The organism is Sorangiineae bacterium MSr12523 (assembly GCA_037157775.1).
Taxonomy (GTDB): Bacteria; Myxococcota_A; Polyangia; order Polyangiales; family Polyangiaceae; genus Pendulispora; species Pendulispora brunnea.
Genome location: CP089982.1, coordinates 12,813,946 through 12,836,429, shown reverse-complemented (window position 1 = coordinate 12,836,429; position 22,484 = coordinate 12,813,946). Strand labels below are relative to the sequence as shown.

The following is a 22,484-nucleotide window of genomic DNA, read 5'->3' as shown; positions in this document are numbered from 1 at the left end:
GAGGCGGTCGGAGGAAACTCGAACCGTGGGTCGCGCATCGTCGTTACGCGTCAACGGTGCTCGGCGAGGTATTGACCCGCGCGGACGATTCCCAAGTTGGTCCTACGACGCCACGCTTCTTTGGATTCTTCCGGCCCCGCACCGAAACGATGGATCGAATTGACTGCGCCACTCCCATGCGGGCATTGCGGCGCCACCTCCACGAGGTACCGCGAATTGGATCGCTGGCTCATTTGCGGAGCGTGCGGGCGCTCGTTCAAGCATGAGGGCGGTGCCTAAGGTTCTTCGTCAGCTGCGAGCGAGGCGCTCGCTGCCGCGGTCGGAGACTGACTCGAAGCTGGTGTCGAGGTCCATGAAGGGCGCCCAGCGATCGGCCTTCAGTCGACGAGCGACTTCGTCGATGATCAGCCCTTCCAGCGCGGGGCGACGCACCCCCTTCCAAAGGGCATCGGCCAACGCCACGAGGCGGTCTTCGAGGGTGCACGAGGGGTCGGCCCAGGCGGCGTGGGAGACGCACATATGGGCCACGTGCGGGTCGACGCCGTGGGCCAGTAGCAACGACTCACCCGCTTTCTCGTGGGATGCCCCGGGCGCGTCCAGCTCCGATGGGTGCACGATTTTGCCGGCGTCGTGCAGCACGGCCCCAGCCAGGACCCGCGCCTCGTCGACGGAGACACCGAGGCGCCGCATGGTCGCAAGCAGCGCTTCGGCGGCTTCCGCCACCAGGAGGCCATGCGTGAGCAACCGCTGCGTCGCACCCAGCGATTCGAGAACGTCACGAGCATCGCGCACGGATCGCATGGCCATGTAGGCGTACGATAGAGGCGCGAAGGCGATCGGCCAGCCGAAATGGCGTCAAGGCATTTCGACCGAGCACCGCGATGACACACCCTGATCGACCCGATCACGGCGGACCCGATCCGCGACGCCATGATCGCGCTGATCATAGGCAAAAAGAAGGCGCTTAAGCGAGAGGAACGGACCTTGCGTGGGCCCCGCTCACCCTTGCGCGTCGAGCACGCGATCATGAGCCGAAAGGGGGTAATCGACCCATGTTCACCATTCGATTTTATCTCTTCACCATTCTCGTGGCCTTTGCCATGGTCGCTATTGGCCATGACGCGACGGCGGAGGAGTTGGCCAATGGGCTGACGGCGACGTTCACCAAATCGTCGGATTGGGGATCGGGCTACGAAGGCAAATACACGATTGCCAATGCGGGAACGACCGCCATCACGTCGTGGACCGTGGAGTTCGATCTTCCGACGGGCCACCGCGTGGCTTCGCTCTGGGATGGCTCCTACACCGCGAGCGGGCAGCACGTAACGGTGAAGAGCACGTGGAATGGGAACGTGGGGCCCGGTGGATCGGCCAGCTTTGGATTCAATGTCGCCTACTCCGGCGGGTATTCGGCGCCCAGCGGGTGCAAGATCAACGGCGGCGCGTGCGAGGACGGCGGCCCCACCAATCCGCCCGGGGCACCGGGCACGCCCGGCACGCCCAGCGTCACCAGCGTGACCAATTCGTCCATTTCCCTGGCGTGGGGCGCCTCCTCGGGCACCGTCACCGGATACCGCGTTTACGAGGGCACCGCCGTGAGCGCCACCGTCACGGGCACCTCGACGACCATCTCGGGCCTCTCGGCCTGCGCCACGCGCACGTACACCGTGGCCGCGTACAACAATGCCGGCGAATCGGTGAAAAGCGGCGCCGTCACGGGCACCACCAGCGGCTGCACGCAGGGGCCACTGCCGAAGCACTTCCTCACCGGCTATTGGCACAACTTCGTCAACCCCGCCGTGGAGCTCAAACTGCGTGACGTTCCCGCGGAATACGACGTGATTGCCATTGCCTTCGCCGAGGCGAGCGCCACCCCTGGGACGGTGACCTTTGGCGTCGATTCGGGACTTTCCAGCGCGCTGGGCGGCTACAGCAATGCCGACTTCAAGGCCGACGTGCAAACCCTGAAGTCGCGCGGGAAGAAGATCATCCTCTCCGTCGGCGGCGAGGCTGGGCGCGTCAGCGTGAGCGACAGCGCCTCGGCGACGAACTTCGCCAACAGCGTGCGCTCCATCATGAGCGAATACGGATTCGACGGCGTCGACATCGATTTGGAGAATGGACTCAATCCCACATACATGGCGCAGGCCCTGCGCTCGCTGCGATCGCAGGTGGGCTCGAGCCTCATCATCACCATGGCGCCGCAGACCATCGACATGCAGTCCACCGGTGCGTCGTATTTCCAGCTCGCGTTGAACATCAAAGACATTCTCACGGTGGTGCACACGCAATACTACAATTCGGGCTCCATGCTCGGTTGCGATCAGGCGCAAGCCTATAGCCAGGGCTCCATCAATTTCATCACCGCCCTCGCCTGCATCCAATTGGAGAACGGATTGCGCCCCGACCAGGTGGCACTTGGTCTTCCGGCAGGCACCGGCGCGGCCAATGGCGGCGTCGTAGCTCCGTCGGTGGTGAACAATGCGCTCGATTGCCTCGCGCGCGGCACGAATTGCGGCAGCTTCAAACCGCCGCATACCTATGCGGCAATCCGCGGTGCGATGACCTGGTCCATCAATTGGGACGTCAGCAACGGCAACAACTTCGCACGCACCGTGCGGCCTCACCTCGACACGCTCCCCTGACACGGAGAAACCCAACATGAAGCGCTTCTTCCCGCTCGCCGCGGTGGCCGTTCTCGCGGTGCTCTTCCATCTCTCCATCGCCTTCCCGGCCCGTGCGGCCAACCTTCTCGCGAACCCCGGGTTCGAGGCGGGCTCGCTGTCGGGTTGGTCCTGCTCGAGCGCGTCCGCCGTCTCGAGTCCCGTCCACTCGGGGAGCTATGCCCTGGCCGGCGCGGCCAGCTCGTCGGATTTCGCGCAGTGCGCGCAAACCGTGTCCGTTGTGCCGAACACCGCCTACACGCTTTCGGCGTGGGTGCGCGGCAACTACGTCTACCTGGGCGTCACCGGCGGCTCCAACACGTGGACACCGTCGGCGGCGAATTACACGCAGCTCACCGTGTCCTTCACCACGGGGGCGAGCCAGACCACCGCGCAGATTTTCGTGCATGGTTGGTACGGGCAAGGCACCTATTACGCCGACGACGTGAACCTCGATGGGCCGGGTGGTGGCAACCCCGGTGCACCCAGCGCCCCGGGCGCGGCCAGCGTGGGCACCGTCACCAATTCGTCGATTGCATTGTCATGGGGCGCCTCCACGGGCACCGTCACCGGCTACCGCGTGTACGAAGGCTCCACCGTGCGCGCCACGGTGACCGGCACCTCGACCACGATTTCCGGTCTGGCGGCGTGCTCCACTCATAGCTACTCGGTCGCCGCCTACAATGCTGCCGGCGAATCGCCTCGCACCGCGGAAGTGTCCGGCACCACCACTGGTTGCACCAACTCGGGATTGCCCAAGCATGCGCTGATTGGCTATCTCCACGCCAGCTTCGCCAATGGCTCGGGGTACATTCGCATGGCCGACATACCGGCGGCGTGGGACATCATCAACCTGTCCTTCGGCGAGCCCACTTCGGTCACCTCGGGCGACATTCGATTTACGCGCTGCCCCGCCTCCGAATGCCCCAACGTGGAAAGCGATTCCGAGTTCATCGCAGCCATCCGGGCCAAACAGCAGCAGGGCAAAAAGGTGCTCATCTCCATCGGCGGGCAGAATGGTCAGGTGCAGCTCACCTCCACCGCCGCGCGCGATGCGTTCGTCAGCTCGGTGTCGGCGATCATCGACCGCTACGGGCTCGATGGTCTGGACATCGACTTCGAAGGCCATTCGCTCTACCTCAATGCGGGCGATACCGACTTTCGCAACCCCACCACGCCGGTCATCGTCAACCTGATCGCGGCGCTGCGCAGCCTCAAGGCACGCTACGGATCCTCCTTCGTGCTGACCATGGCGCCGGAGACGTTCTTCGTGCAGGTCGGCTACCAGTTCTACGGCGGTGCGGGCGGCGGCGACAACCGCACGGGCTCGTACTTGCCCGTCATCCACGCCATGCGCAACGACCTGACCGTGCTGCACGTGCAGGACTACAACTCCGGGCCTGTGATGGGCCTCGACAATCAATACCACAACATTGGCAATGCGGACTTCCACATTGCCATGACCGACATGATCAAGGCCGGCTTCCCCGTCGCCAGCACGGGCTACACTTTCCCCGGGCTGCGGCAGGACCAGATTGCCTTCGGCCTGCCCGCGGCCACCAGCGCCGGCAACGGTTACACGGCGCCTGCCCAGGTGCAGGAGGCGGTGAACTGCCTCGTCAAGGGCCAAAGCTGCGGCGGCTACAGCTTGCGCGGGGGCACCTCGCCGAGCTTCCGCGGGCTCATGACCTGGTCGATCAATTGGGATAGGTATTACAATTGGGAGTTCCAGAACAACCACGAACCGTTCCTCAACGGCCTGCCCTGACGGGTGTCCCGGAAATAGCTGCCTAAGCAACCTCCTCCGGCGTCCAGTCCAATCGTCGGAGGAGGGGAAGGTAGGACCTTTCTCACGAATGCGAGTTCAGGTTCGTTCGGGCCTAGCGGCCCTCACAGGCCTCATCGGCCATCGATTCCGCACTCTGCGCCGGTTCGTTCGGGCCTAGCGGCCCTCACAGGCCTCATCGGCCATCGATTCCCCACTCTGCGCCGGTTCGTTCGGGCCTAGCGGCCCTCACAGGCCTCATCGGCCATCGATTCCCCACTCTGCGCCGGGTCTTGCGGCACGCATAGGCGACCCCGACACGAATGACGCGTTCCGCCGCGGTCGCGCGTGGGCGAGGACGTACGCTCAAATCGGCAAAAAAACGCGAACCCGCGCAACGTCGACCGCGCGAACGCGTCTTGTCTTGCGCAGGGAGCGGCGGCACCCGACCGCGCTCCAGAGGTGGACACCTTTCCGTGCACCTTACCCGCATTTTTTTGCGCGAGACCCCATTTGGAGGTACGTTCGTGATTGCCATCCAGACCAATAGGGAATTGAATTCGACGTGATGATGCACGAGCTCGTAGACGGAGCCACTCGGTGGATCGGAGGGGACGACGTATTTCCCGTCGCCGTTGCGTTCGTGCTCGTAGTGGTGGCGTGGTGGTCCGAAAAAGTGCGCGTTGATCGTTGTCGATCCGAGCGCCGCGCCGTGTACCGGCGCCTTCCCGATGCGGCCGTAAGCATCAAGCGATGGCGCCGCGGTCTGCAAGACTCGCAGGCCTAACTCTCCAGTCTGAATGATTGTGGGCTGTTGCAAAGGCATCGCATCGATGCCTTTGAACCCGAGCGTTGCTTGACACCGGTGTCACGAGCCACGCATAGTCCGTGGCCGGAGGGTACGAACATGCGCATTCGACGATTCGGCTCCGTCACCTCGTGGATCGCCGCCGCGGCTATCTCCGCGGGGACCGCATTCCACACAGCACCGGCCCACGCCGCACCGGAGGCCGAGCCCACCGTGCAGGCCGCCTGTCCGGTGACCGACGCTATGATTCGGGCGGCCAACTACTGGGTCGCCCACGGGACCGATCTGGCCTCCACCAGCTGGCAAAATGGCAGCTTCTACACGGGCAACCTCGCGGTGGTCCTGGCGACCGGACAATCGAACCATCGCACCTACCCGTGGGCCAAGGCGAACAACTACGCGCTCGATGTCGATCCGAACCGTCCGTTTTCACCGGACGGGCAGGCTGTGGGCGAGGCGTATCTGGACCTTCACGTGCACTTCCATCCGGAACCCGAAAACCTCGTTCCGCTTCGCCAGCAGATCCTCGATGAGGTGGCCAGCGTGCAACGCGGGCACGTCGGTTATTGGAATTACGCCGAGGCGCTCAACCGATCCATGCCGTCGTTTGCGCGGCTCGGCGTGATGGACGGAAACACGGCGGTCCTCGAGGCGATGCACGAACTCTTTCACCATGCCGAACGCGTCACCGGTGGCGGGCTTTTCAACGAGCTCGCGGGCTTGTGGCGCCACGATGCGTTCACGCCCGTCTTCGGATCGCGCGCCAACGGCGAGGCCTTCGCGGGCTTGGCGAAGGTACTCGAGGCGCTCCCCACCACCGACGCGCACCGCGCGGAGTACTTGCGCGTCTTCAAACGCATGGCCGTCACCATCAAATGGACGCAACGCCCCGACGGCTTCTGGAACGTGGACCTTTTGAACCCGTGGAAACACGCAGGCCCCGAGAGCGGCGGCACCGCGCTGCTCGCCTACGGCGTAGCGTGGGGCGTCAACCACGGCGTCCTCGATCCCGCCGAGTACACATCCGTGGCAACGAAAGCGTGGCAGGCGCTCCAAACCAAAGCGCTGAGCACGGAAGGCTTCCTCGGCTACGTGCAAAAGGCCGACGCGAAGTCATGGGATCCACCCGGCGCAGCAACCGAAACCGCAGCCTACGGCGTGGGAGCCTTCCTACAAGCAGGCCGCCAAATCGCCCTCCTCACCCCCGGCTGCCACCCTTAGCCGCTCGTTCTCGGCAGTGTAAACGTTGGGGATTTTACAGGGAGGCGGGGAGGCGGGGAGTTTTTTGGTTTTCACTCGGCGCAATGAGCCCACTGAAATTCCAAAAAACTCCCCGTCTCCCCGCCTCCCTGTGGATCTTCATTCTTTTAGTTACCCACCGAGAATCGCAGGCGGTCCAGCGTCTGCACGTCGATGGTCGCCACGCTGGTGGAAGCGTCGAGGACGTGGCCGCCTTTCTGGTGGTCGTCCGAGACGAAGTGGAAATGGTAACCGGTGGCGTTCGTCGTGCCGAGGAATTGCGGCAGGCGGAAGCCCACCATGGTGCCCGTCACGTTCGCGTGCGTGAACTCCACCTGCGTCTTCGTCGCCTCCGAGAGCGGCGGGTACGGGAGCGATTGGCGCTGCGGGGCGCGTAGTTTCAGCGTGGCGAATGTACCGTGCACCTTGAGGGCGAGCATGCGGCTCGCATCGGGGGACGCATTGGTGATGAGCGTCTGCAGCGCCGCGAGATTGGCCACCGGTGCATTGACCGGGACGCGCTGATCCGCGTGGAAGAAGGTCACGGCCGCAAAGGGCGTGTGCTCGTTGCGTTCGGCCACGCGCGGAATGCCGTCCGATCGCACCTTGTAGACGACGCCGTCGAGGACGACCATTTCGCCGTCGAGTGCATTGAAGGTGCCGAGGCCGAAGTCACCGTTGGGCGCGAGATCGCCCACGAATGCCGGCCCGTCGTACGCGCCGCGAATGAGCTGCTCGAGCGTGCCGAATTGCGTGAGCGTCGACTTCTTCCATGCATCTTCGCGCCCGCGTGCGTCCTGCTGCGTGGCGCTGGTGACCTCGTGGTTCGTTGGCGCGGGCTTGGGTGAGCCGGCGCAACCTGCAGAAACGATGCACGAGATGAAAACGAACCGCGATGTCCAACGATGCATGCGCATGCAATGACCCTCCTCCGAAAAAGTCGTCCTTTGTAGCCCCGTCCTATGAATTCGCGCCACGGCTCGCCGATGATGACGCGTCGCGCTGACGCGACATGCTGACACGTTGTGCCAATCAGCAGAAGTGAAACGAGGCCCGGCCCCGGCGCCTTTGTTGGTGACAGCTTCACCAATTAATGCAAATTAACGATTTATTCGTGCAAATTGTCGACGCATAGCTGCAAAACGCGTGCGCCGACCTGGGGTCCACCTTCGGTTGGGTCGCGCCGAGCGACCACGCGAACAGAAAGGGAAGGGGCACATGGGTCAGGAAACACGGCCGGATCACCGGCGGACCGTTGGCCGCGCGCTCGTTGCGCTCGGCGTGCTCACGCTTGCATTGGAAAGCGGGGCATGTAGCTCGGACGAACGGACGAATGGGGAGGCAGTTGCAGACGACGACATTGGGAAGACCGCATCACCGGCGACCGCATATCCGGCCGGACGGGGGGCGGCAGTCCCATGGATCGAGCACCAGGCGGAAGACAATCCAACCAATGCGCAAGTCATCGGGCCTTCGCGCATCAAATGGGACTCGAACCACATCGAGGCAGAGGCCATTGGGCGCAAGGCGGTGCGCCTGACGCAGACAGGACACTACGTCTCATTTCATACGACGGCGGCGGCCAATTCGATTGTCGTGCGGTATTCCATTCCCGATGCTCCGGGCGGTGGAGGCATCGACAAGACCCTCGGTCTTTACGTGAATGGCACGCGCGTGAAGACGCTGAATCTCACCTCGCGCTACGCGTGGTCGTACAAGGGAGGCCTCATCGGCGACCCCATCGTCGACAAGCCCGCCGAGCAGCCGCACACCTTCTTCGACGAAGTGCACGTGCTGCTCGATTCCATTCCGGTGGGCGCCGAGGTGAAGCTGCAGCGCGATGCCCAAGACGATGCGGCCTTTTACGTCATCGACCTGGTGGACTTCGAGCAAGTGGCGCCGCCGAAGACGATGCCCGCGGGATTCCGATCCATCACGGAATTCGGCGTACAGCCCAACGACGGATTGAACCACGCGGCAGAAATCCAGAATGCGCTGCGCGCCACCTCCAAATTGTGGTTCCCGCCGGGCGAATATTTGGCCACCAGCATCTCCGGCGGCAATGTCGGATTGGACAATCCGGGCACCGAGGTGCGCGGCGCGGGCGAGTGGTACACGACCCTACGCGGGCCCAAAGCACTCTTCTTCTGCATTGGCGCCAATACCAAGTGCGTTTATGGCGATTTTGCCGTCTTCGGCGAAGCCAAGGCGCGCGCGGAGGAAACACAAGGCGTGCAAAAGGCGTTTGCCGGCCCGCTGGGCAATGGCTCGCTGCTCGAGCATCTGTGGATCGAACACGAGGTCGGCGCCATTTGGGTGGGCAACGATCCGCCGTACCAAGATGCGCCGACGCAGAATTTGACCATCCGCAATTGCCGCATTCGCAACACGTATGCCGACGGCATCAACCTGGACAACGGAACGTCGAATTCACTGGTCGAAAATGTTCACTTCCGCAATACGGGCGACGACGCGGCCGTCGTTTGGTCCATCAAATGGACCAAGTGGGTCAAGGAGATGACCTACCGCTTCGGCGACGGCTACATCAAGCCGGAGGCGAAGAATGCCCCCGACCAAGGCATTGGACACGGCAATACGTTCCGCCACATCACGGTGCAGATGCCATGGCGCGCGAATTGTTTTGCAAGCTATGGCGGGTACGACAACCACTTCGAGGATAGCATCTGCGAGGACGTCCTCACCTACCCCGGCATCCTCATCGACAACGAGTTTTCCTCGTATCCGTTCAGCGCACCGGTCACGGTTTACAAGAACATTTCGCTGAACCGGGCCGGTGGCACGATGTTCTTCGAAACCACGGCGCGGCCGTGGAACCACGGCGCGCTCAAGCTGTACATGCGCGAGGGCGACGTGAACGACATCCTCGTGGACAACGTGGAAATCATGGAGCCCACGTTCTCCGGCATCGAATTCCGCGGCTTCGGCCATGCTTATGCGCCGCCGGGCGAGCGCGTCTCCGAGGAGTATTTGACGGCAGCGGACAATGCCAAGTACACCAACGTCACCTTGCGCAACATCAAGATCACCGGCGCGGGCACGTACGGCATCGAAATCGTCGACAATGCCACGCGCGGACAGGTCACCTTCGATGGCGTGTCGGTTGCCGGCTCGGTGAAGGGGCCGCTCGATCAGGGCGGTGCGCCGGGGTCGTTCTTCAACCGGGTGAACTCGAACCCGGGTTGGGAGCCCACGGGCGGCGGCCCCAACGACGCGGGCACGCCTGACAGCGGGCAGCCCGATAGCGGGCAACCCGGCGGCAATCTGGCGCTGAACAAGCCGATCAGCGAGAGCAGCCACACGCAGAACTACGCGGCGACGAACGCCGTCGACGGCAATGCGAGCACCTACTGGGAAAGCGCCAACAACGCCTTCCCGCAGACGCTCACCGTCGACCTCGGAACCGCGCGCAACGTGAACAAGATCGTGCTCAAGCTCCCTCCGCCGTCGGCCTGGGGCGCGCGCACGCAGACATTGTCCGTGCTCGGCAGCACCGATGGTTCGAATTACGGCACCATCCTGAGCTCGCGCGGGGTCAACTTCGATCCGGCGACGGGCAACACCGCGACCTTGACCTTCACCACGACGTCGCAGCGGTACATTCGCCTGAACTTCACCGGCAATACGGGTTGGCCGGCCGGGCAGGTCTCGGAGTTCGAGGTGTATGGCCCCTGAGGGCTAATGCGGAATAGGAACGAACGAGACGGTATTTTCGGTCATATTCGGAAGTAGCAACCGAGCGCGCTTGGGGTCGTATCCAATGTCGGCCCCAAGCGTGTTTGCAAAGAGTGTTTTCGACGCGGCACCGGCACGTACACTGTAAATGGCGGGGCCATTCCAGCTCGAGATGAGGAGCTCGCCGTTTTCGCGTTTCACCACGCCGTCGAGCATGCCCGTGGGCAAGGTGGAACGCTGAAGGATTTCCCCGGAGAGGCTCAAGGTGATCCACTCACCGCTCACCAGGGTAACGATTTCGAGCTTTCCGTCGTTCCAGGCGATGCCGTTCGGCGAGCCGAGATCGCCGTGGGCAATTTGGCGCGGGGCCTTCCCTTGCTCGAGGGCATAGACCGCCTCCGTGCCGTTGGGGACGAAGAGGGTGCCTTCGCGACGGACGGCGGAGTCCGTGACATAGACGGTGCCGTCGGGGGCGGCGTCGACGTCGTTCAGGAAGTTTGCGCCGGGGATGACGATGGCGCCGCGCGATTGGCCCGTGTCCGCGTCGTAGAGGCGCACGCGATCGATGTCGGCAACGTAAAGGGTGCGGCCGACCAGGGCGGTTCCCTTCGGCGCGCTCAACCCGTCGGGGGCGCCGCGTCCATCGATGAAGCGAAGCGCGATCAGGGTACCGTCGGGCGCGACACGCGAGATGAAGCCATCGTGGTCCACGGCGAAAGGATCGCCCTGGATGTTGCTCACGAAGTACTGTTCGCCTTTGGGATCGTAGAGCACCGACTCGGGCGCGGCGAAGCCCGAAAGCGGAGGCGGCGGCGATGTGCTCGCGCATCCGATCAGAATCGAGAAGGCAGCAGCGCAACAGGTTTGCGATGTCATGCGCGGAAACCTAGAGGCTTCTTACGCGAACCGTGTGCCCGTTCCGCTCGATCGCTTGCCCGTTCCGCTCAGTTGCACGGCGCACCGATACCGGTATTAATGGGATGTCATGTCGGCTCGGGCCCTTGCCATCGGGAACTTGATTGCACTCGCCGAAAGGGCGACGGAGCATCAGGGCACCAACGTGACCGCCGCCGACGGAGCGCGCCTGCTGGCCTATGCGTGCCGCTCGCGCGAGCGCATGGCGCAGGTCGCGGTGGAGTCGCCCTGGATGGTGTTCGTCCTCGAGGGGCACAAGCGCGTCGACATGGGGGCGACGTACATCGTCCGCGCCGGCGAGGCGCTGCTCTTGCCGCGGGGCACATCGCTGGGCATCACCAACGTGCCCGATCCCGCGTCGCAGAGCTACCGTGCGCTGGCCGTGGAAATTCTGGGCGATTCGCACGCGCGCCTGCTCCGGCACCACGCGGACTTGGCACACGATACGTGGCTCACGGGCAAGGCGCACACCTTGCGGGTCGGCCTCACGGCGTTGCAGGCGCTCGCGCATTTCTGCGAGACGCTGCTCGATCCGGGTGCGCATCCGCGCATTTTGCATCACCGGCTCGAGGGGCTCTTGCTCGCGCTTCTCGTGGAGGACGAGGTGCCGCAGACCGCGATGGCGCGCGCCCAAGTGTCGACCGACGTGGGGCGCGCCGTGCGTCTTCTCGTGCGCGAGGCGCCCGATGCTCCATGGCCCGCGCAGAGCGTGGCGCGCCGGCTGGGGCTCTCACCCGCGACCTTGCGACGCCGCCTCGGCCGCGATGGCACCACCTTGCGCGAGATCCTTCTCGACGAGCGCCTGCAGCTGGCCAAGGTGCTGCTCGGCGACGGCCGGCTCGCGGTGGCGGACGTCGCCCGGCGATGCGGATATGCCTCGGCAGGGAAATTCTCTCGCCAATTCGCGCGGCGCTTCGGCATCGCCCCGAGCGCCGCGCGCTGAAGTGACGTCACACGCGGTGCGCGGCAGGGCGGGCTGCACTGGACTTCGCTGGAAACGTGGGGAAGCAGCGCGTGCGACCGAAGCCGAACTTCTTGACGAATTCGTCCAAGGCTTTGTGAATGGCTTTGTTCAGGGTCTCTTCGGTGATGGGCTTGGCCGGCGAGGCCGTGCCTCCGGAAACGTGGGCGAGGGATTCGTCGGCGAGATCGAGCATCGTGTTCATGGTGGTCTCCTTGATGGGCAATCAATGTGTGTACGAGAGTGAAACGTCATCGACGAAAAAGCTGGTGGGCGTCTGCCGATCCTCGATACCGACGAAGCGCACCTCGACGGTTTTTCCTTTGTAGGGCGTGAGGTCGACGGTCTTCTGGATGTAGCTGCCCGAGAGGGTGCGATTGGACAATTTGGAAAGCGTCTCCAATACGGCGCCATTGGCATCGCGCAACTGCACCGTCAGTGTGTCGGCCTCCCCTGCGGAATCCGGCTCGTCGCTCAACACGCGAACCCAATAGGAAAGCGTCGCCTTGCAAGCCTCCGCGGGAAGGGCTGCCTTTTGCGAGAGGGTGCCCGTGTTGCCGTAGCCAAAGCCACCGAAATACGCCTTGAACGTGCCCGCGCGGGCGGGATACCCATCCTGGCCCATGTTGGTGATGACCCGCCCCGACGTCGTCCAGGTAGCATTGCCTTCCTCGAAACCGCCATTGGCCATGAGCTCGGTCGTCGTGCCGCACGAGCCTCCGTCGCCGGCGTCGGGAGTGACGGCGACCGCATCCAAGGGCGCGTCGATGCCTGCGTCCGCCGGCGGGTTGTGTGCACCTTCGTCCCCGCCCCCGCACCCGGCACCGATGGCCAAGATCGATAGGGCGCTGACCCACTTCGTGATGTTCGAATTCTTCATGATACGGCTCCTCGTGGACGATTCCCTATTGCGGTGGACGGGTCCCAGCGGCGGAGCGGGCTACGCCGCTGGACCGACAACTCGACGACATGCGATTCGTATTTCGATTAGCGACGCCCCGTGCGGTAGCCGTGGCGGTAGGTGAGCTGGAGGCTCTTGTAAAAGCCGTATCCTTGGGCAGCGAGGCCGAGCCAACCGATGAAGCCTCCCGAGGTGGCGGCAAGCTCCTCCTCGGTGAGTTCGCGTTGATTCGAAGGGCTGACGTGAGACTGGGTAACGGTATTCATGCTGATCTCCTATGTTCTTTTTCCGAATGGGTGCGATTAGCGACGGCGCCTCTTGCCGCGGTCCTGCAAGCCTTTGGCGTGGCCGGCCGCCCACACGGTGCCGTAGATACCGACCGCGATACCAATGGCCCCGACGATCCAACCGCCCTGCGCTTGCGCGAGGTCGTCGTCACTCAATGTCTGGAGAGAATCTTTGTTCGTATTCATTGTCGTTCCTTCCTTTCAACCGAAGTGCCGTTCGAACCATGCGCCGGTCGCGCGGCCGGCTTCCTTGGAGACTTTTCCTGCAACCCACGTGGCCACCCCACCCACCACGGTGCGGACGCCCCACTTCAACAGGGCGCCCTTCCAGCCGCCGCCCTGAACCATCGCCAAGTCGTCGTCCGAGATTTGCGTGAGATTGCCTTTGGCCTGAAATGCGTTCGTCGTCATGATCGTTCACCGTTCCTTTTTTTGATGAATTGACAATTAGGCGTGCTTGCGACCTTCGTTGAATCCATCGATGAATTGGGAAACGATGGACACGCCGCTCAGGATCCCTCCTGCGAAACGGCCGAATTTGCCGACGACACCGGCCACCTTGCGCACCCCGCCCCAGAAACCGCTGGGCGGCTTGCTAAGCTTTCCGCCGCCCTGCACCGCGGCCAACATGTCCTCTTCGAGCGTCGTACCCACGGTCTTCGAATTCATCGCGTTCATGTTCCCTATCTCCTTTTGCATCGGGCTTCGCGCCGTGCATTTCCCTTCATTACAAGCGCCGTGCCGTGCAAAAACCTTCGAAATCCGGCTATATTGATTTCGCGAATGTCCACCGGAGGCTTCACTCGACCTCTCGAGTCTCCGTGCGAGGACGAATCTCCAAATAGCGAACGGCCCACCTTCGCAGGAAGGCGGGCCGTCGTGGGCAGCGAATGAAATCGATATTAGGGCGCGGCTTCGCCCAGGGCCGGGGCGGCGCGCACGGCCACGACGCGGCCTGCGAGGGCGTCATGCTCGCTTTCCTGCGCGGCAACGGCGGCCTCCACGAAGACGGTGCCCGAGCTCGACTCCACCTCGGGCGCAATGCGATCGACGGTCGCGTGCAACGTGCGGCCGTTGCACTCCAAGACGACCTTGGAGGCCATGCTCACGGAAGTGCCCTCGGCCTCGGGCACGGCAAAGCGCACGCGAAGACCGCCGGAGCCCACGAGACGCACCAAGGACATGCCCGAGCGCACGATGGCCCCGGGCTCGAAATAGCGCGTGGCGATGGCCCCATCGAAGGGCGCGCGCACCGTGGCTTGGTCGACCAAGGCGCGCAATTGCCCGAGCCGCGCCTGGCGCTCGTCGGCGCTCGCGGCCGCCGAGCTCACGCGGCTGCTGGCCGCCAGCGAATCGAAACGCGAGCCGGCCAGCTCCTCGGCCGACACGATGGGCAATTCGGTATTCCCATATTTGACGACCGCGCCACGGCGCGCCTGCCGATCCCGCGCCTGCGCGAGCGAGACGCTGGCCTGCCAGGCCTCGGCACGGGATGCGCGAACGGCAGCTTCCGCCGCGGCAATCTCGTGCTGCTGCACGGTGGTGTCGAGCTCCGCGAGCACGTCGCCCTCGTGCACGGTATCCCCGACGCGCACGTACACCTTGGCCAATCGCGCATCGAGGCGCGCGGTCAACTCGACGGCCGGTGCGAGGAGAACCCCCGTCCACGGGTCGATGACCTTTTGCTTCGCGCCGGGGTCGGGCGGCGCCTCCGGCTCGCGGTGCGCAGCGTCCATTTGCGCGCGGGCCTGCTCCAGGACGATGGGCCATCCATATTTGGGCACTGTGTAACCGGCAAGGGTCACCAAGAGACTCGTTCCCAACGTTCGCAGCGCCTTCATGCGGCACCCTCCATGGAAAAGTCGTAGGCCTCCCCCTCGGAGGTCTGCGCGGCCACCAGCGATGCGTAGACGCCGCCGAGTTCGAGCAGCGAACGATGGTTGCCCTGCTCCACGAGCACGCCGTCCTGCATCACCAGAATGACGTCCGCCCGCCGGATCGTGCTGAGTCGATGCGCGATGATGATGCGCGTGCACCCCAGTCGATCGATGTTCTCGTGCACGGCGCGCTCGGTCAGGTTGTCCAGCGCGCTGGTCGCCTCGTCGAGCAGGAGAATCGGCGGCTTCTTCAAAAGCGCCCCGGCCAACGCAAGCCGCTGCCGTTGCCCGCCCGACAGCGTTCCCCCGCCCGCGGTGAGCGGCGTCTCGTAGCCCATGGGCATTTCCAGAATATCGTCGTGAATGACCGCCGCCCTCGCCGCCCGCTCGACGGCGTGCAACTCAATCGAGGAATCGCCTTGCGTGATGTTGCTTCGAATGGACGTGCCGAAGACGTACGGCCTTTGAATGACGATGCCAATTTGCCGCCGCAGGCTGGGCAAATGCAGATCGGCGAGGTTCATCCCATCGTACGAAATTTTGCCCTCTGTCGGCGTGTAGAGGCCCGCGAGCAGCGCGGCCAATGTGGATTTTCCCGAGCCCGATCGCCCCACCAATGCCACTGACTGCCTCGGCTGGATGGAGAGCGATACATTTTGGACGACCAATTTGCTTTTGGGCCCATATCGAAACGACACATTGTCGACGTGGATGCCGCCCTGCAGACGCGGGGCCATGCGCAAGTCCGTGCGAATTTGTTCTTTCTCCGTGGACATCACGTCCTCGATGCGGTCGATGTACACGCCGACCAGCTGAAACTGCGTAAAGAGCCCGACCAGGTTCGATACCGGCGTAATGAAGCCGTTCGCGAACGAGAGGGCGCTGAACATGCTGCCCAAGGTGATGTCCCCGGCCATCGCCTCGTAGGTGCCGAAAATGAGGAGCACGAAGGGGCTCAACGTGGACACGATGTGGAGCAGCGAATCGGACCACGCGGACATGCGACCGCGCTGAATGGAGATGTTCATCACCTCGACGAATAGGTTGGACCACCGCTGGGCGGCACGACCTTCGCAGCCGGTCGTCTTCAGGGTCTCGATGCCGCTGAGCAGTTCGACCAAGTTGCTTTCGCTCTCCGACTGCTTTTGCTGCGCGCTCGTCATCAAGGCCTGCTGCCGTTTTCGAATGATCAAGCAAACCGCGGCCTCGATGGCCACGAGCACGATGGCCACCAGGGCAATCTTCCAGCTCAATGCCAGAAGCAATGCCAAATAGACCACCACCAAAAGGCCATCGATAGCCCCGCTCAGCACGCCCGAGCTCAGGATTTCACGAATCTGCGCATTGCTATTGAGGCGCATCATCAAGTCGCCCGCGTGCCGCCGCTGAAAGAAGGAGTACGGCAGGGAGAGCATGTGATCCAAGAAGCCGAGGGTCATCTGCGCATCGAGCCGCGTGCGCAAATTGAGGAGCAGGTTCGAGCGGGCCACGGTGGCGAAAAACTCGAACAGCGCCACGGTGATCAGGCCGAGGATCATCACAAGGAGCAGGTGCCGATCGGCGTGGGGAATGACCCGATCGACCACGCGACCATTGATGAACGGGAGAATCAGGCCGCAAAGTTGAAGCACCACGGACATGGCAATCACACGGAGCCAGTCGTTCGAGCCGCGCAGCGTTTTCTTCAGGTAGCTGCGCAGGGGCTTGTCCAATTTGCCCTTTTGGAAGCCGTCCTGCACCTCGAAGAGCAGCGCCACACCGGTGAACGACTCGCTCACCTCCTCCAAGGTGAGCTCGCGCCGGCCCACGGCGGGGTCCACGATGTGGACCTTGTCGCCGGTGATGGACTCGAAAACCACGAAATGAGCAAATCCCCAATGCAGAATGGACGCGGGGTCGAGGTGACGGAGATCGTCCAGCTCGATGCGCACGCCGCGCGCCGATAGTCCATAATCCCGCGCACACTGCACCAGGGAAAGGGCATTGACCCCATCGCGGTTGCAGCCGGTGGCCACGCGCAGCTCGTCGAGGCGAACCTCCAGACCGTGGTAGGCGAGCACCATCTGCAGGCTGGTGGGGCCACAATCCGCGGCCTCGAGCTGGACGAGAACGGGAACGCGCTTGCGCGGTGCGAGCTTGCCCAACCCCGCCAGCGCGGGGTGCTTCTGCATGGTTTCAGCGATGGAGTCGAGATTCACGGGGGAGGCTCCATATCGGGTTAGTGACGCGGGCGAATGGCTTTGAGCGCGGGAATGAGCACGACCAGAATGGGCTCCTTGCGAACGCGGACGCTGGCCAGCCCGGTCAATCCTTCGGCGTAGGAAAAGGTTTGCCCCTCGGTGGTGAAGGTGTGCGACGGAAGACGTGCTTTCACCAGCACCGTCGGGCCGGGGAGCGCGATGGCATCGCCCACCTCCTGGCCGAGGTAGCGGCGCATTTCCGTGGGGCCCACGACTTCTTCGCCCACGGATTCGACTTCGACGTTGCGGTATTCGAATTTGTAACCGCTCAAGGAAAAGCGCAGCGGCTGGCCCGCGCGCAGCATGGGGCGGTATTCGCCGGGCATGAGCCCGATGAGCGAGACCTCGGCGCCTTCCGGCGCAATGCCGCACACGACCTCGTTCGGGGTGAGGTACTGCCCCGGGCGCACGCGAACATCGGTGACGATGCCTGCGTGCGGCGCACGAATGAAGCGCGCATTGGCAATTTGCGCCGAGCTATCGCGTTTGGGCTTGAGCGAGGCCAACGTGGCCTTCGCCGTGTGGTCCGAGGGATCGCGAAGCAGGGCGGCGAGGCTGAGTCGAAATTCGGTATTGGCCCGCCGGTATTCGGCCTCCTCGAGCGGCGCCGACACCGTGGCGAGCCATTGGTCCTTTTCCACGTGCTGCCCGGGCTGCACGTGCACGGCCTCGACGATGCCCCCCACCATGGTGAGCATGGGCCGGCGCCCTTCGACGCGAACGATGGCCGCACCCTCGGCGTACTCGGTGACGTCGAAAACGATGACGAAGACCAAGGCGACCACGGCGGCTATGCCAATCAGGCGCAGCGACCATTTCGTCCACCTCGTCTGTACGCGCAGGACGTCGCCGTCGAGGTGTTCACCGGCTTGGTGATCGATGGCGGCTTTGCGAAAGAGCTGAAAGGTCATCGGCCCGAGGGCACCGATGCACGAGCGCGGCCAAGCCCGCGGTGCGCGAAATCGCGGAAAATCGCGCACGCGGGGTGTTCACTCGAGTGGACACCCGTCGTCTGGGGAGGACGCGACCTACGCGCTCACCGCTCCCGTCGAACCGCCGAGGCGCCAACGACGCCACGCTTCTTGGCCGGCGCATGCCGGTCGAAGGCGTCCATGGCGAGGGGCAGGACGGCGAGGAGCCGCTCCTCGGACACGCCGTCGCGCGCTTGGACGGAGATGCCGTGCATCAAGATGGCAAAGAGATCGCCCAGGGCCTGGGCGTCGGTGTCGGGGGCGAGCTCGCCCTCGACGACGGCTTGCTCCAGGCGCCGCACGATGGACGCCGTGCGGGCGCGCCGGTGCTCGGTGAGCCAGGCCAAGATGGGGTCGTTGTCTTTGGCGATGTTGGTCGCCGCCGTCACCACCATGCATCCGCGCGGCTTGCCGGGGCGGGTGTAGGTGGCGGCCGCTTCGCGCATCATGCGCTCGATGGCACTGCGCGCGGTGGGTTCCTCCGCGAGGGCGCGCGTGGCGAATCCGCCTTCGCGCGCCTCGTAGAGAAGCACCGCCTCGCGAAACAGGTCCTCCTTCGAGCCGAACGCCGCATAAATGCGCGCCGAGGCGATGCCCATCTCGGACACCAAGTCCGACATGGACGTCCCCTCGTAGCCGCGCGCCCAAAAGGCATCGCGCGCTCTGAGGAGCGCTTCGTCGCGATCGAATTCCCGGGGTCGGCCGGCCATGGTGGCATTATTGAATGAAAGACAAAGAATGCATTCCGTTTTGTAGCGAGCTCCCCCTCAGGCCCCGCCAGGACCTGGATAGTGAGCCGTCAGGACCTGGGTGGCCGTTGGCCGTCACGGACAATCGGGGATCACCGTCCCGTTGTTGTCCTTCGCCTCGTCGTTGCCCCACTTGGCGAGGTAATACGCCGAGACGTACGCGTTGCGCCCGTTTTTGCCGGCGTACGTCACGTCCAGGTCCGTCCGCAGCCACCAGTGGTTGAACTGATCTCCGTTGCGCACCTCTTTGCCCCACACCTTGCAGTAAACGTAGTTCGTGCCTTTGTAGAGCTCTCCCTGGGCATCGGACATGTTCGCATCGTTGTAGCCGACGGCCTGGGCAAAGGTGTCGACCCACCACTTGCCTCCCCCACCCCCGCAGCCATTGTCGCTGGTTAGATAATTTTGATAATACTGACCCGGATACGGCAGCCCCGATCCATTGATTGTAATGTTCTGGCCCACTCCGTTGTAGAGCTGCTCGTAGTGGATGTGCGGCCCCGTCACGTTGCCGGTGGCTCCGGTGAGGCCGATCTGCTGGCCTTGTTCCACGTATTGGCCGTGGGAAATGGAAAATTGCGAAAGGTGGAAGTAGTACGTCTTCCAGCCGCTGCCGTGGTCGATGACCACGTAATTGCCCGCACCGCCGGCTTCGTAATACCGGTACGCCGTTCCGGCGGCCGAGGCGAGGTTCGGCGTTCCGTTGGTGGAACCACCGTCGGTGCGAATGAAATCGAGTGCGCGGCGCACCTCGGCCGAGTGATGGCTGAATGTCCATTGCTGGCCACACGGGAATGGCGCCTTGAACGTGGGAGCAAACGTGGGCGCAGCTTGAATGGCTGCCGTCTCGAGATTGGACTGCTCGGCCGGTGCCGACGCCGTCGTATCCTCCGACGCGCACGAGAAAACACCAGTCAACAGCGGCAACGCAAACACTGCGACGTGAATGGCTTTCATGGGTCCCTCTCCTGGCAAAAGGGGTGGCATACACCGCTTGGTGCGATGTGATACCCATGTCGCTTTTAGCAGCTATACAACGTTGTCAGTAGTGAGATTTCATATTGCCAACACGAATCGGTCTTACATCGCGGCGCACCGCGACCTACCGCGATGTCTCGCGATCTCTGATTGGCGGTCATCAACTGAACAGGGTTGCTCGAAATGAGCAAGTTCTGCCCAACCACTGTTCGATATCGCGACATGATGTCCATGGCGCGATTCGTCCCGTGGGTGAGACGGACACGCGCTGTTTCCAAATTGGAAAAAGGTATTTCGACGCAGCCAGACAACGGACGACCGACGACGGACGACCGTGCGGGCGTGACACTTCACCCGAGCCGGATGCGCACGCTTGACCTCACCGGCCAGCCGCGAGACCCTTGTAGGATGCACCTACCTGTCCCGCCGCCGGTCCTCCCCATGCTCGCCAAGCGCGTTTCCGCCCTGCCCGAGGGCGAAGGATGGATCTTCGAGCCCAAGTGGGATGGCTTTCGCGTGCTCGTCTTCCGCGACGGCGAGGAGATATTCATTCAGAGCCGCGACGAAAAGCCGCTCAATCGGTATTTTCCGGAGCTGATGGATCCGCTGCGCGCGCAATTGCCCGAGCGGTGCGTGCTCGATGGCGAATTGGTGATTGCGCGGGGCAGCGCGCTCGATTTCGAAGCGTTGCAACTTCGCATTCACCCGGCTGCGTCGCGCATCAAGCTCCTCGCCGGCGAGATGCCCGCCTCGATGGTCTTTTGGGACGTGCTTTGCGAGGGCGAGAGCGACCTGCGCGAGTTGCCCTTCCACGAGCGCCGCGCGCGGCTCGAGGCGTTGCTCGCCGCAGCCCAGCCCCCGCTGCACATCACGCCCGCCACGACGGATCGAGCCGCGGCGGAGGACTGGTTCAAGCGCTTCGAGGGCGCCGGTCTCGATGGGGTGATGGCCAAGCCCGCGGCAGGCGTCTACGAACCGAACAAGCGCGTGATGCTCAAGGTGAAACACGAGCGCGAGTGCGACTGCGTGGTGGCCGGCTTCCGTTGGCACAAGGGCGGTGAGCACACGGCCATTGGGTCGCTGCTCCTCGGCCTTTACGATGAGGCGGGCACGCTGCATCACGTGGGCGTGGCGGCGAGCTTCACCACGAAAAAGCGCGCCGAGCTCGTCGAATATCTCGCGCCATATCGCGACAATGCCTTGGAGAACCATCCCTGGAAGCATTGGGCGGAGGCGATGATGCCCGGCGAAGACGCCACCCCGGGCCAACGTGTGCCGGGCGGCAAGAGCCGCTGGAGTCAGGGCAAAGATTTGTCGTGGGAGCCACTGCGGGCGGAGCTCGTGGTGGAAGTGGCCTATGACCATATGCAGGGTTCACGATTTCGACACACGGCGCATTTCCGGCGCTGGCGCACGGACAAGAAGCCGGCCGATTGCACCTACGCGCAGCTCGAGGTGGTGGCGCCGCACGAGCTGTCCTCGATTTTTGGAACGGCGACGCGCTGACGACCGTTTACACCGACGAGGCAACGGTGGATTCTGCCGGCACATGCGACGAGCGTGGCGCCGAGCTCTCTTCGTGGGAGGCATCCTGGTGTTGTGCGGGGTGGCGTGCTCGCTCGACGGGTTCAGCAGCGACTACGACGCGCTCGCCGTACGAGGCTGCGCCCCGGAGCAAGGCGTGAAGCTGTGCAAGGATTTCGAGGAGAACGAATCGTACGGGGCCGGTTTCCAAATCGACGTTGGCGATGGCGGCGCCTTTGGCCGTGACACGACGACATCGATATCGCCCCCGCAGTCGTTGGTGGCGGTGATTCCAGCGGAGGCCAACCACCGCGTGGCGGTGATGTCGCGGGCATTCATGGATGCAGATCCGACACGCATCCGCCTCGCGGCCCATGTGCGGTTGATCTCGTTTCCACACGTCAAGGACTGGAAGGCCGAGCTCTTGAAGATCGCCTTCAACCAAAGCGTAAGCCTGGTGATCGTCGTTTACGAGAACAAGTTGTACGTGTCGCGTCGCGCGGACAAGCAGTACCTCGATTGCGGGAGCCTCGGCGAGATGCCGGACGGGAGCAAGGATCACTGGGCGCGCGTCGAAATCGTCCTCGAGGCGGGCCCGCCACTCAAACTGAAGGGCCGTCGCGAGCGCAGCTCCGATTGGGTCCCCCTCGAAGGGTGCCCCCTGAATTGGTCCCTCGCCTCCCCGACGCTCTACATCGGAATGCCCTACGCCAAGGAGGGCCCGGCACCTTGGATCGTCCGCTACGACAATGTCATTTTCGACTTTTCGCCGTAGCTTCCATATGGGGTATCCGGAGCAGAGCTTTGGGTCTGACTAACAATGAGCGTGGCCTCTGCCCGTACACTTACACGTTCCCGTTCCCGATCTCCTCTTCATCCCGACTCGAGAACCTTGGCGAGTTTGGTCAACATG

At 63.7% G+C, this 22,484-nt stretch carries 21 protein-coding genes; 7 read left to right on the top strand and 14 right to left on the bottom strand.

What is annotated here, in order from left to right:
* Positions 1–288: 288 nt before the first annotated feature.
* Positions 289–807 (bottom strand): HD domain-containing protein, encoded by a 519-nt coding sequence (locus tag LZC95_51080; protein ID WXA94753.1) that lies wholly within the window; start codon positions 805–807, stop codon positions 289–291.
* A 245-nt stretch (positions 808–1,052) separates the two neighbouring features.
* On the opposite strand from LZC95_51080, the gene LZC95_51075 reads away from it, so the two are divergent.
* From LZC95_51075 to LZC95_51065, 3 genes are all read left to right on the top strand, one after another.
* The gene (locus LZC95_51075) at positions 1,053–2,645 is read left to right on the top strand and encodes a glycosyl hydrolase family 18 protein (GenBank protein ID WXA94752.1); all 1,593 of its coding nucleotides are present in this window, start codon (positions 1,053–1,055) and stop codon (positions 2,643–2,645) included.
* Positions 2,646–2,661: 16 nt separating this feature from the next.
* Positions 2,662–4,431: a glycoside hydrolase family 18 protein gene (locus LZC95_51070; GenBank protein ID WXA94751.1), complete on the top strand. Its 1,770-nt coding sequence runs from the start codon at positions 2,662–2,664 to the stop codon at positions 4,429–4,431.
* Positions 4,432–5,335: 904 nt separating this feature from the next.
* On the top strand, positions 5,336–6,457 hold the full coding sequence (locus tag LZC95_51065; protein WXA94750.1) for a glycoside hydrolase family 88 protein: 1,122 nt from the start codon (positions 5,336–5,338) through the stop codon (positions 6,455–6,457).
* A 146-nt stretch (positions 6,458–6,603) separates the two neighbouring features.
* On the opposite strand, the gene budA is transcribed toward LZC95_51065, so the two are convergent.
* Positions 6,604–7,392, bottom strand: a complete 789-nt coding sequence (gene budA / locus LZC95_51060; GenBank protein ID WXA94749.1) for an acetolactate decarboxylase — start codon at positions 7,390–7,392, stop codon at positions 6,604–6,606.
* Between the two features lie 301 nt (positions 7,393–7,693).
* Between budA and LZC95_51055 the strand changes: the two genes are divergently transcribed.
* The gene (locus tag LZC95_51055; GenBank protein ID WXA94748.1) at positions 7,694–10,168 is read left to right on the top strand and encodes a discoidin domain-containing protein; all 2,475 of its coding nucleotides are present in this window, start codon (positions 7,694–7,696) and stop codon (positions 10,166–10,168) included.
* Positions 10,169–10,171: 3 nt separating this feature from the next.
* Here the strand turns inward: LZC95_51055 and LZC95_51050 are convergent, their stop codons facing one another.
* Positions 10,172–11,044 (bottom strand): hypothetical protein, encoded by an 873-nt coding sequence (locus LZC95_51050; protein WXA94747.1) that lies wholly within the window; start codon positions 11,042–11,044, stop codon positions 10,172–10,174.
* Positions 11,045–11,153: 109 nt separating this feature from the next.
* On the opposite strand from LZC95_51050, the gene LZC95_51045 reads away from it, so the two are divergent.
* Positions 11,154–12,026, top strand: a complete 873-nt coding sequence (locus LZC95_51045) for a helix-turn-helix transcriptional regulator (GenBank protein ID WXA94746.1) — start codon at positions 11,154–11,156, stop codon at positions 12,024–12,026.
* A gap of 7 nt (positions 12,027–12,033) precedes the next feature.
* Here the strand turns inward: LZC95_51045 and LZC95_51040 are convergent, their stop codons facing one another.
* The 11 genes from LZC95_51040 to LZC95_50990 form a co-directional block, all read right to left on the bottom strand.
* Entirely contained in the window at positions 12,034–12,249 is a 216-nt protein-coding gene (locus LZC95_51040) for a hypothetical protein (protein WXA94745.1), read from the bottom strand.
* Between the two features lie 21 nt (positions 12,250–12,270).
* A complete protein-coding gene (locus tag LZC95_51035) occupies positions 12,271–12,924 on the bottom strand; it encodes a hypothetical protein (protein WXA94744.1) in 654 nt (217 codons plus the stop codon).
* A gap of 107 nt (positions 12,925–13,031) precedes the next feature.
* Positions 13,032–13,211, bottom strand: coding sequence for a hypothetical protein (locus LZC95_51030; GenBank protein WXA94743.1), 180 nt, complete (start codon positions 13,209–13,211; stop codon positions 13,032–13,034).
* Between the two features lie 36 nt (positions 13,212–13,247).
* Positions 13,248–13,418, bottom strand: a complete 171-nt coding sequence (locus LZC95_51025) for a hypothetical protein (GenBank protein ID WXA94742.1) — start codon at positions 13,416–13,418, stop codon at positions 13,248–13,250.
* Between the two features lie 15 nt (positions 13,419–13,433).
* Positions 13,434–13,643 (bottom strand): hypothetical protein, encoded by a 210-nt coding sequence (locus LZC95_51020; protein ID WXA94741.1) that lies wholly within the window; start codon positions 13,641–13,643, stop codon positions 13,434–13,436.
* Between the two features lie 36 nt (positions 13,644–13,679).
* Positions 13,680–13,910 (bottom strand): hypothetical protein, encoded by a 231-nt coding sequence (locus tag LZC95_51015; GenBank protein WXA94740.1) that lies wholly within the window; start codon positions 13,908–13,910, stop codon positions 13,680–13,682.
* A gap of 224 nt (positions 13,911–14,134) precedes the next feature.
* Complete coding sequence (locus LZC95_51010) at positions 14,135–15,073, bottom strand: HlyD family efflux transporter periplasmic adaptor subunit (protein ID WXA94739.1); 939 nt, start codon at positions 15,071–15,073, stop codon at positions 14,135–14,137.
* A complete protein-coding gene (locus LZC95_51005; GenBank protein ID WXA94738.1) occupies positions 15,070–17,307 on the bottom strand; it encodes a peptidase domain-containing ABC transporter in 2,238 nt (745 codons plus the stop codon). Before LZC95_51005 ends, LZC95_51010 begins: the two co-directional genes overlap by 4 nt.
* A 20-nt stretch (positions 17,308–17,327) precedes the next feature.
* A complete protein-coding gene (locus LZC95_51000; protein ID WXA94737.1) occupies positions 17,328–18,329 on the bottom strand; it encodes an HlyD family efflux transporter periplasmic adaptor subunit in 1,002 nt (333 codons plus the stop codon).
* 56 nt (positions 18,330–18,385) lie between these two features.
* Positions 18,386–19,030, bottom strand: coding sequence for a TetR/AcrR family transcriptional regulator (locus LZC95_50995; protein ID WXA94736.1), 645 nt, complete (start codon positions 19,028–19,030; stop codon positions 18,386–18,388).
* Positions 19,031–19,144: 114 nt separating this feature from the next.
* Positions 19,145–20,026, bottom strand: coding sequence for a M23 family metallopeptidase (locus LZC95_50990; GenBank protein ID WXA94735.1), 882 nt, complete (start codon positions 20,024–20,026; stop codon positions 19,145–19,147).
* 429 nt (positions 20,027–20,455) lie between these two features.
* Here LZC95_50990 and LZC95_50985 point away from each other — a divergent pair, with 429 nt between their 5' ends.
* Complete coding sequence (locus LZC95_50985; GenBank protein WXA94734.1) at positions 20,456–21,553, top strand: ATP-dependent DNA ligase; 1,098 nt, start codon at positions 20,456–20,458, stop codon at positions 21,551–21,553.
* A 43-nt stretch (positions 21,554–21,596) separates the two neighbouring features.
* Positions 21,597–22,346 (top strand): hypothetical protein, encoded by a 750-nt coding sequence (locus LZC95_50980; GenBank protein ID WXA94733.1) that lies wholly within the window; start codon positions 21,597–21,599, stop codon positions 22,344–22,346.
* Positions 22,347–22,484 lie beyond the last annotated feature (138 nt).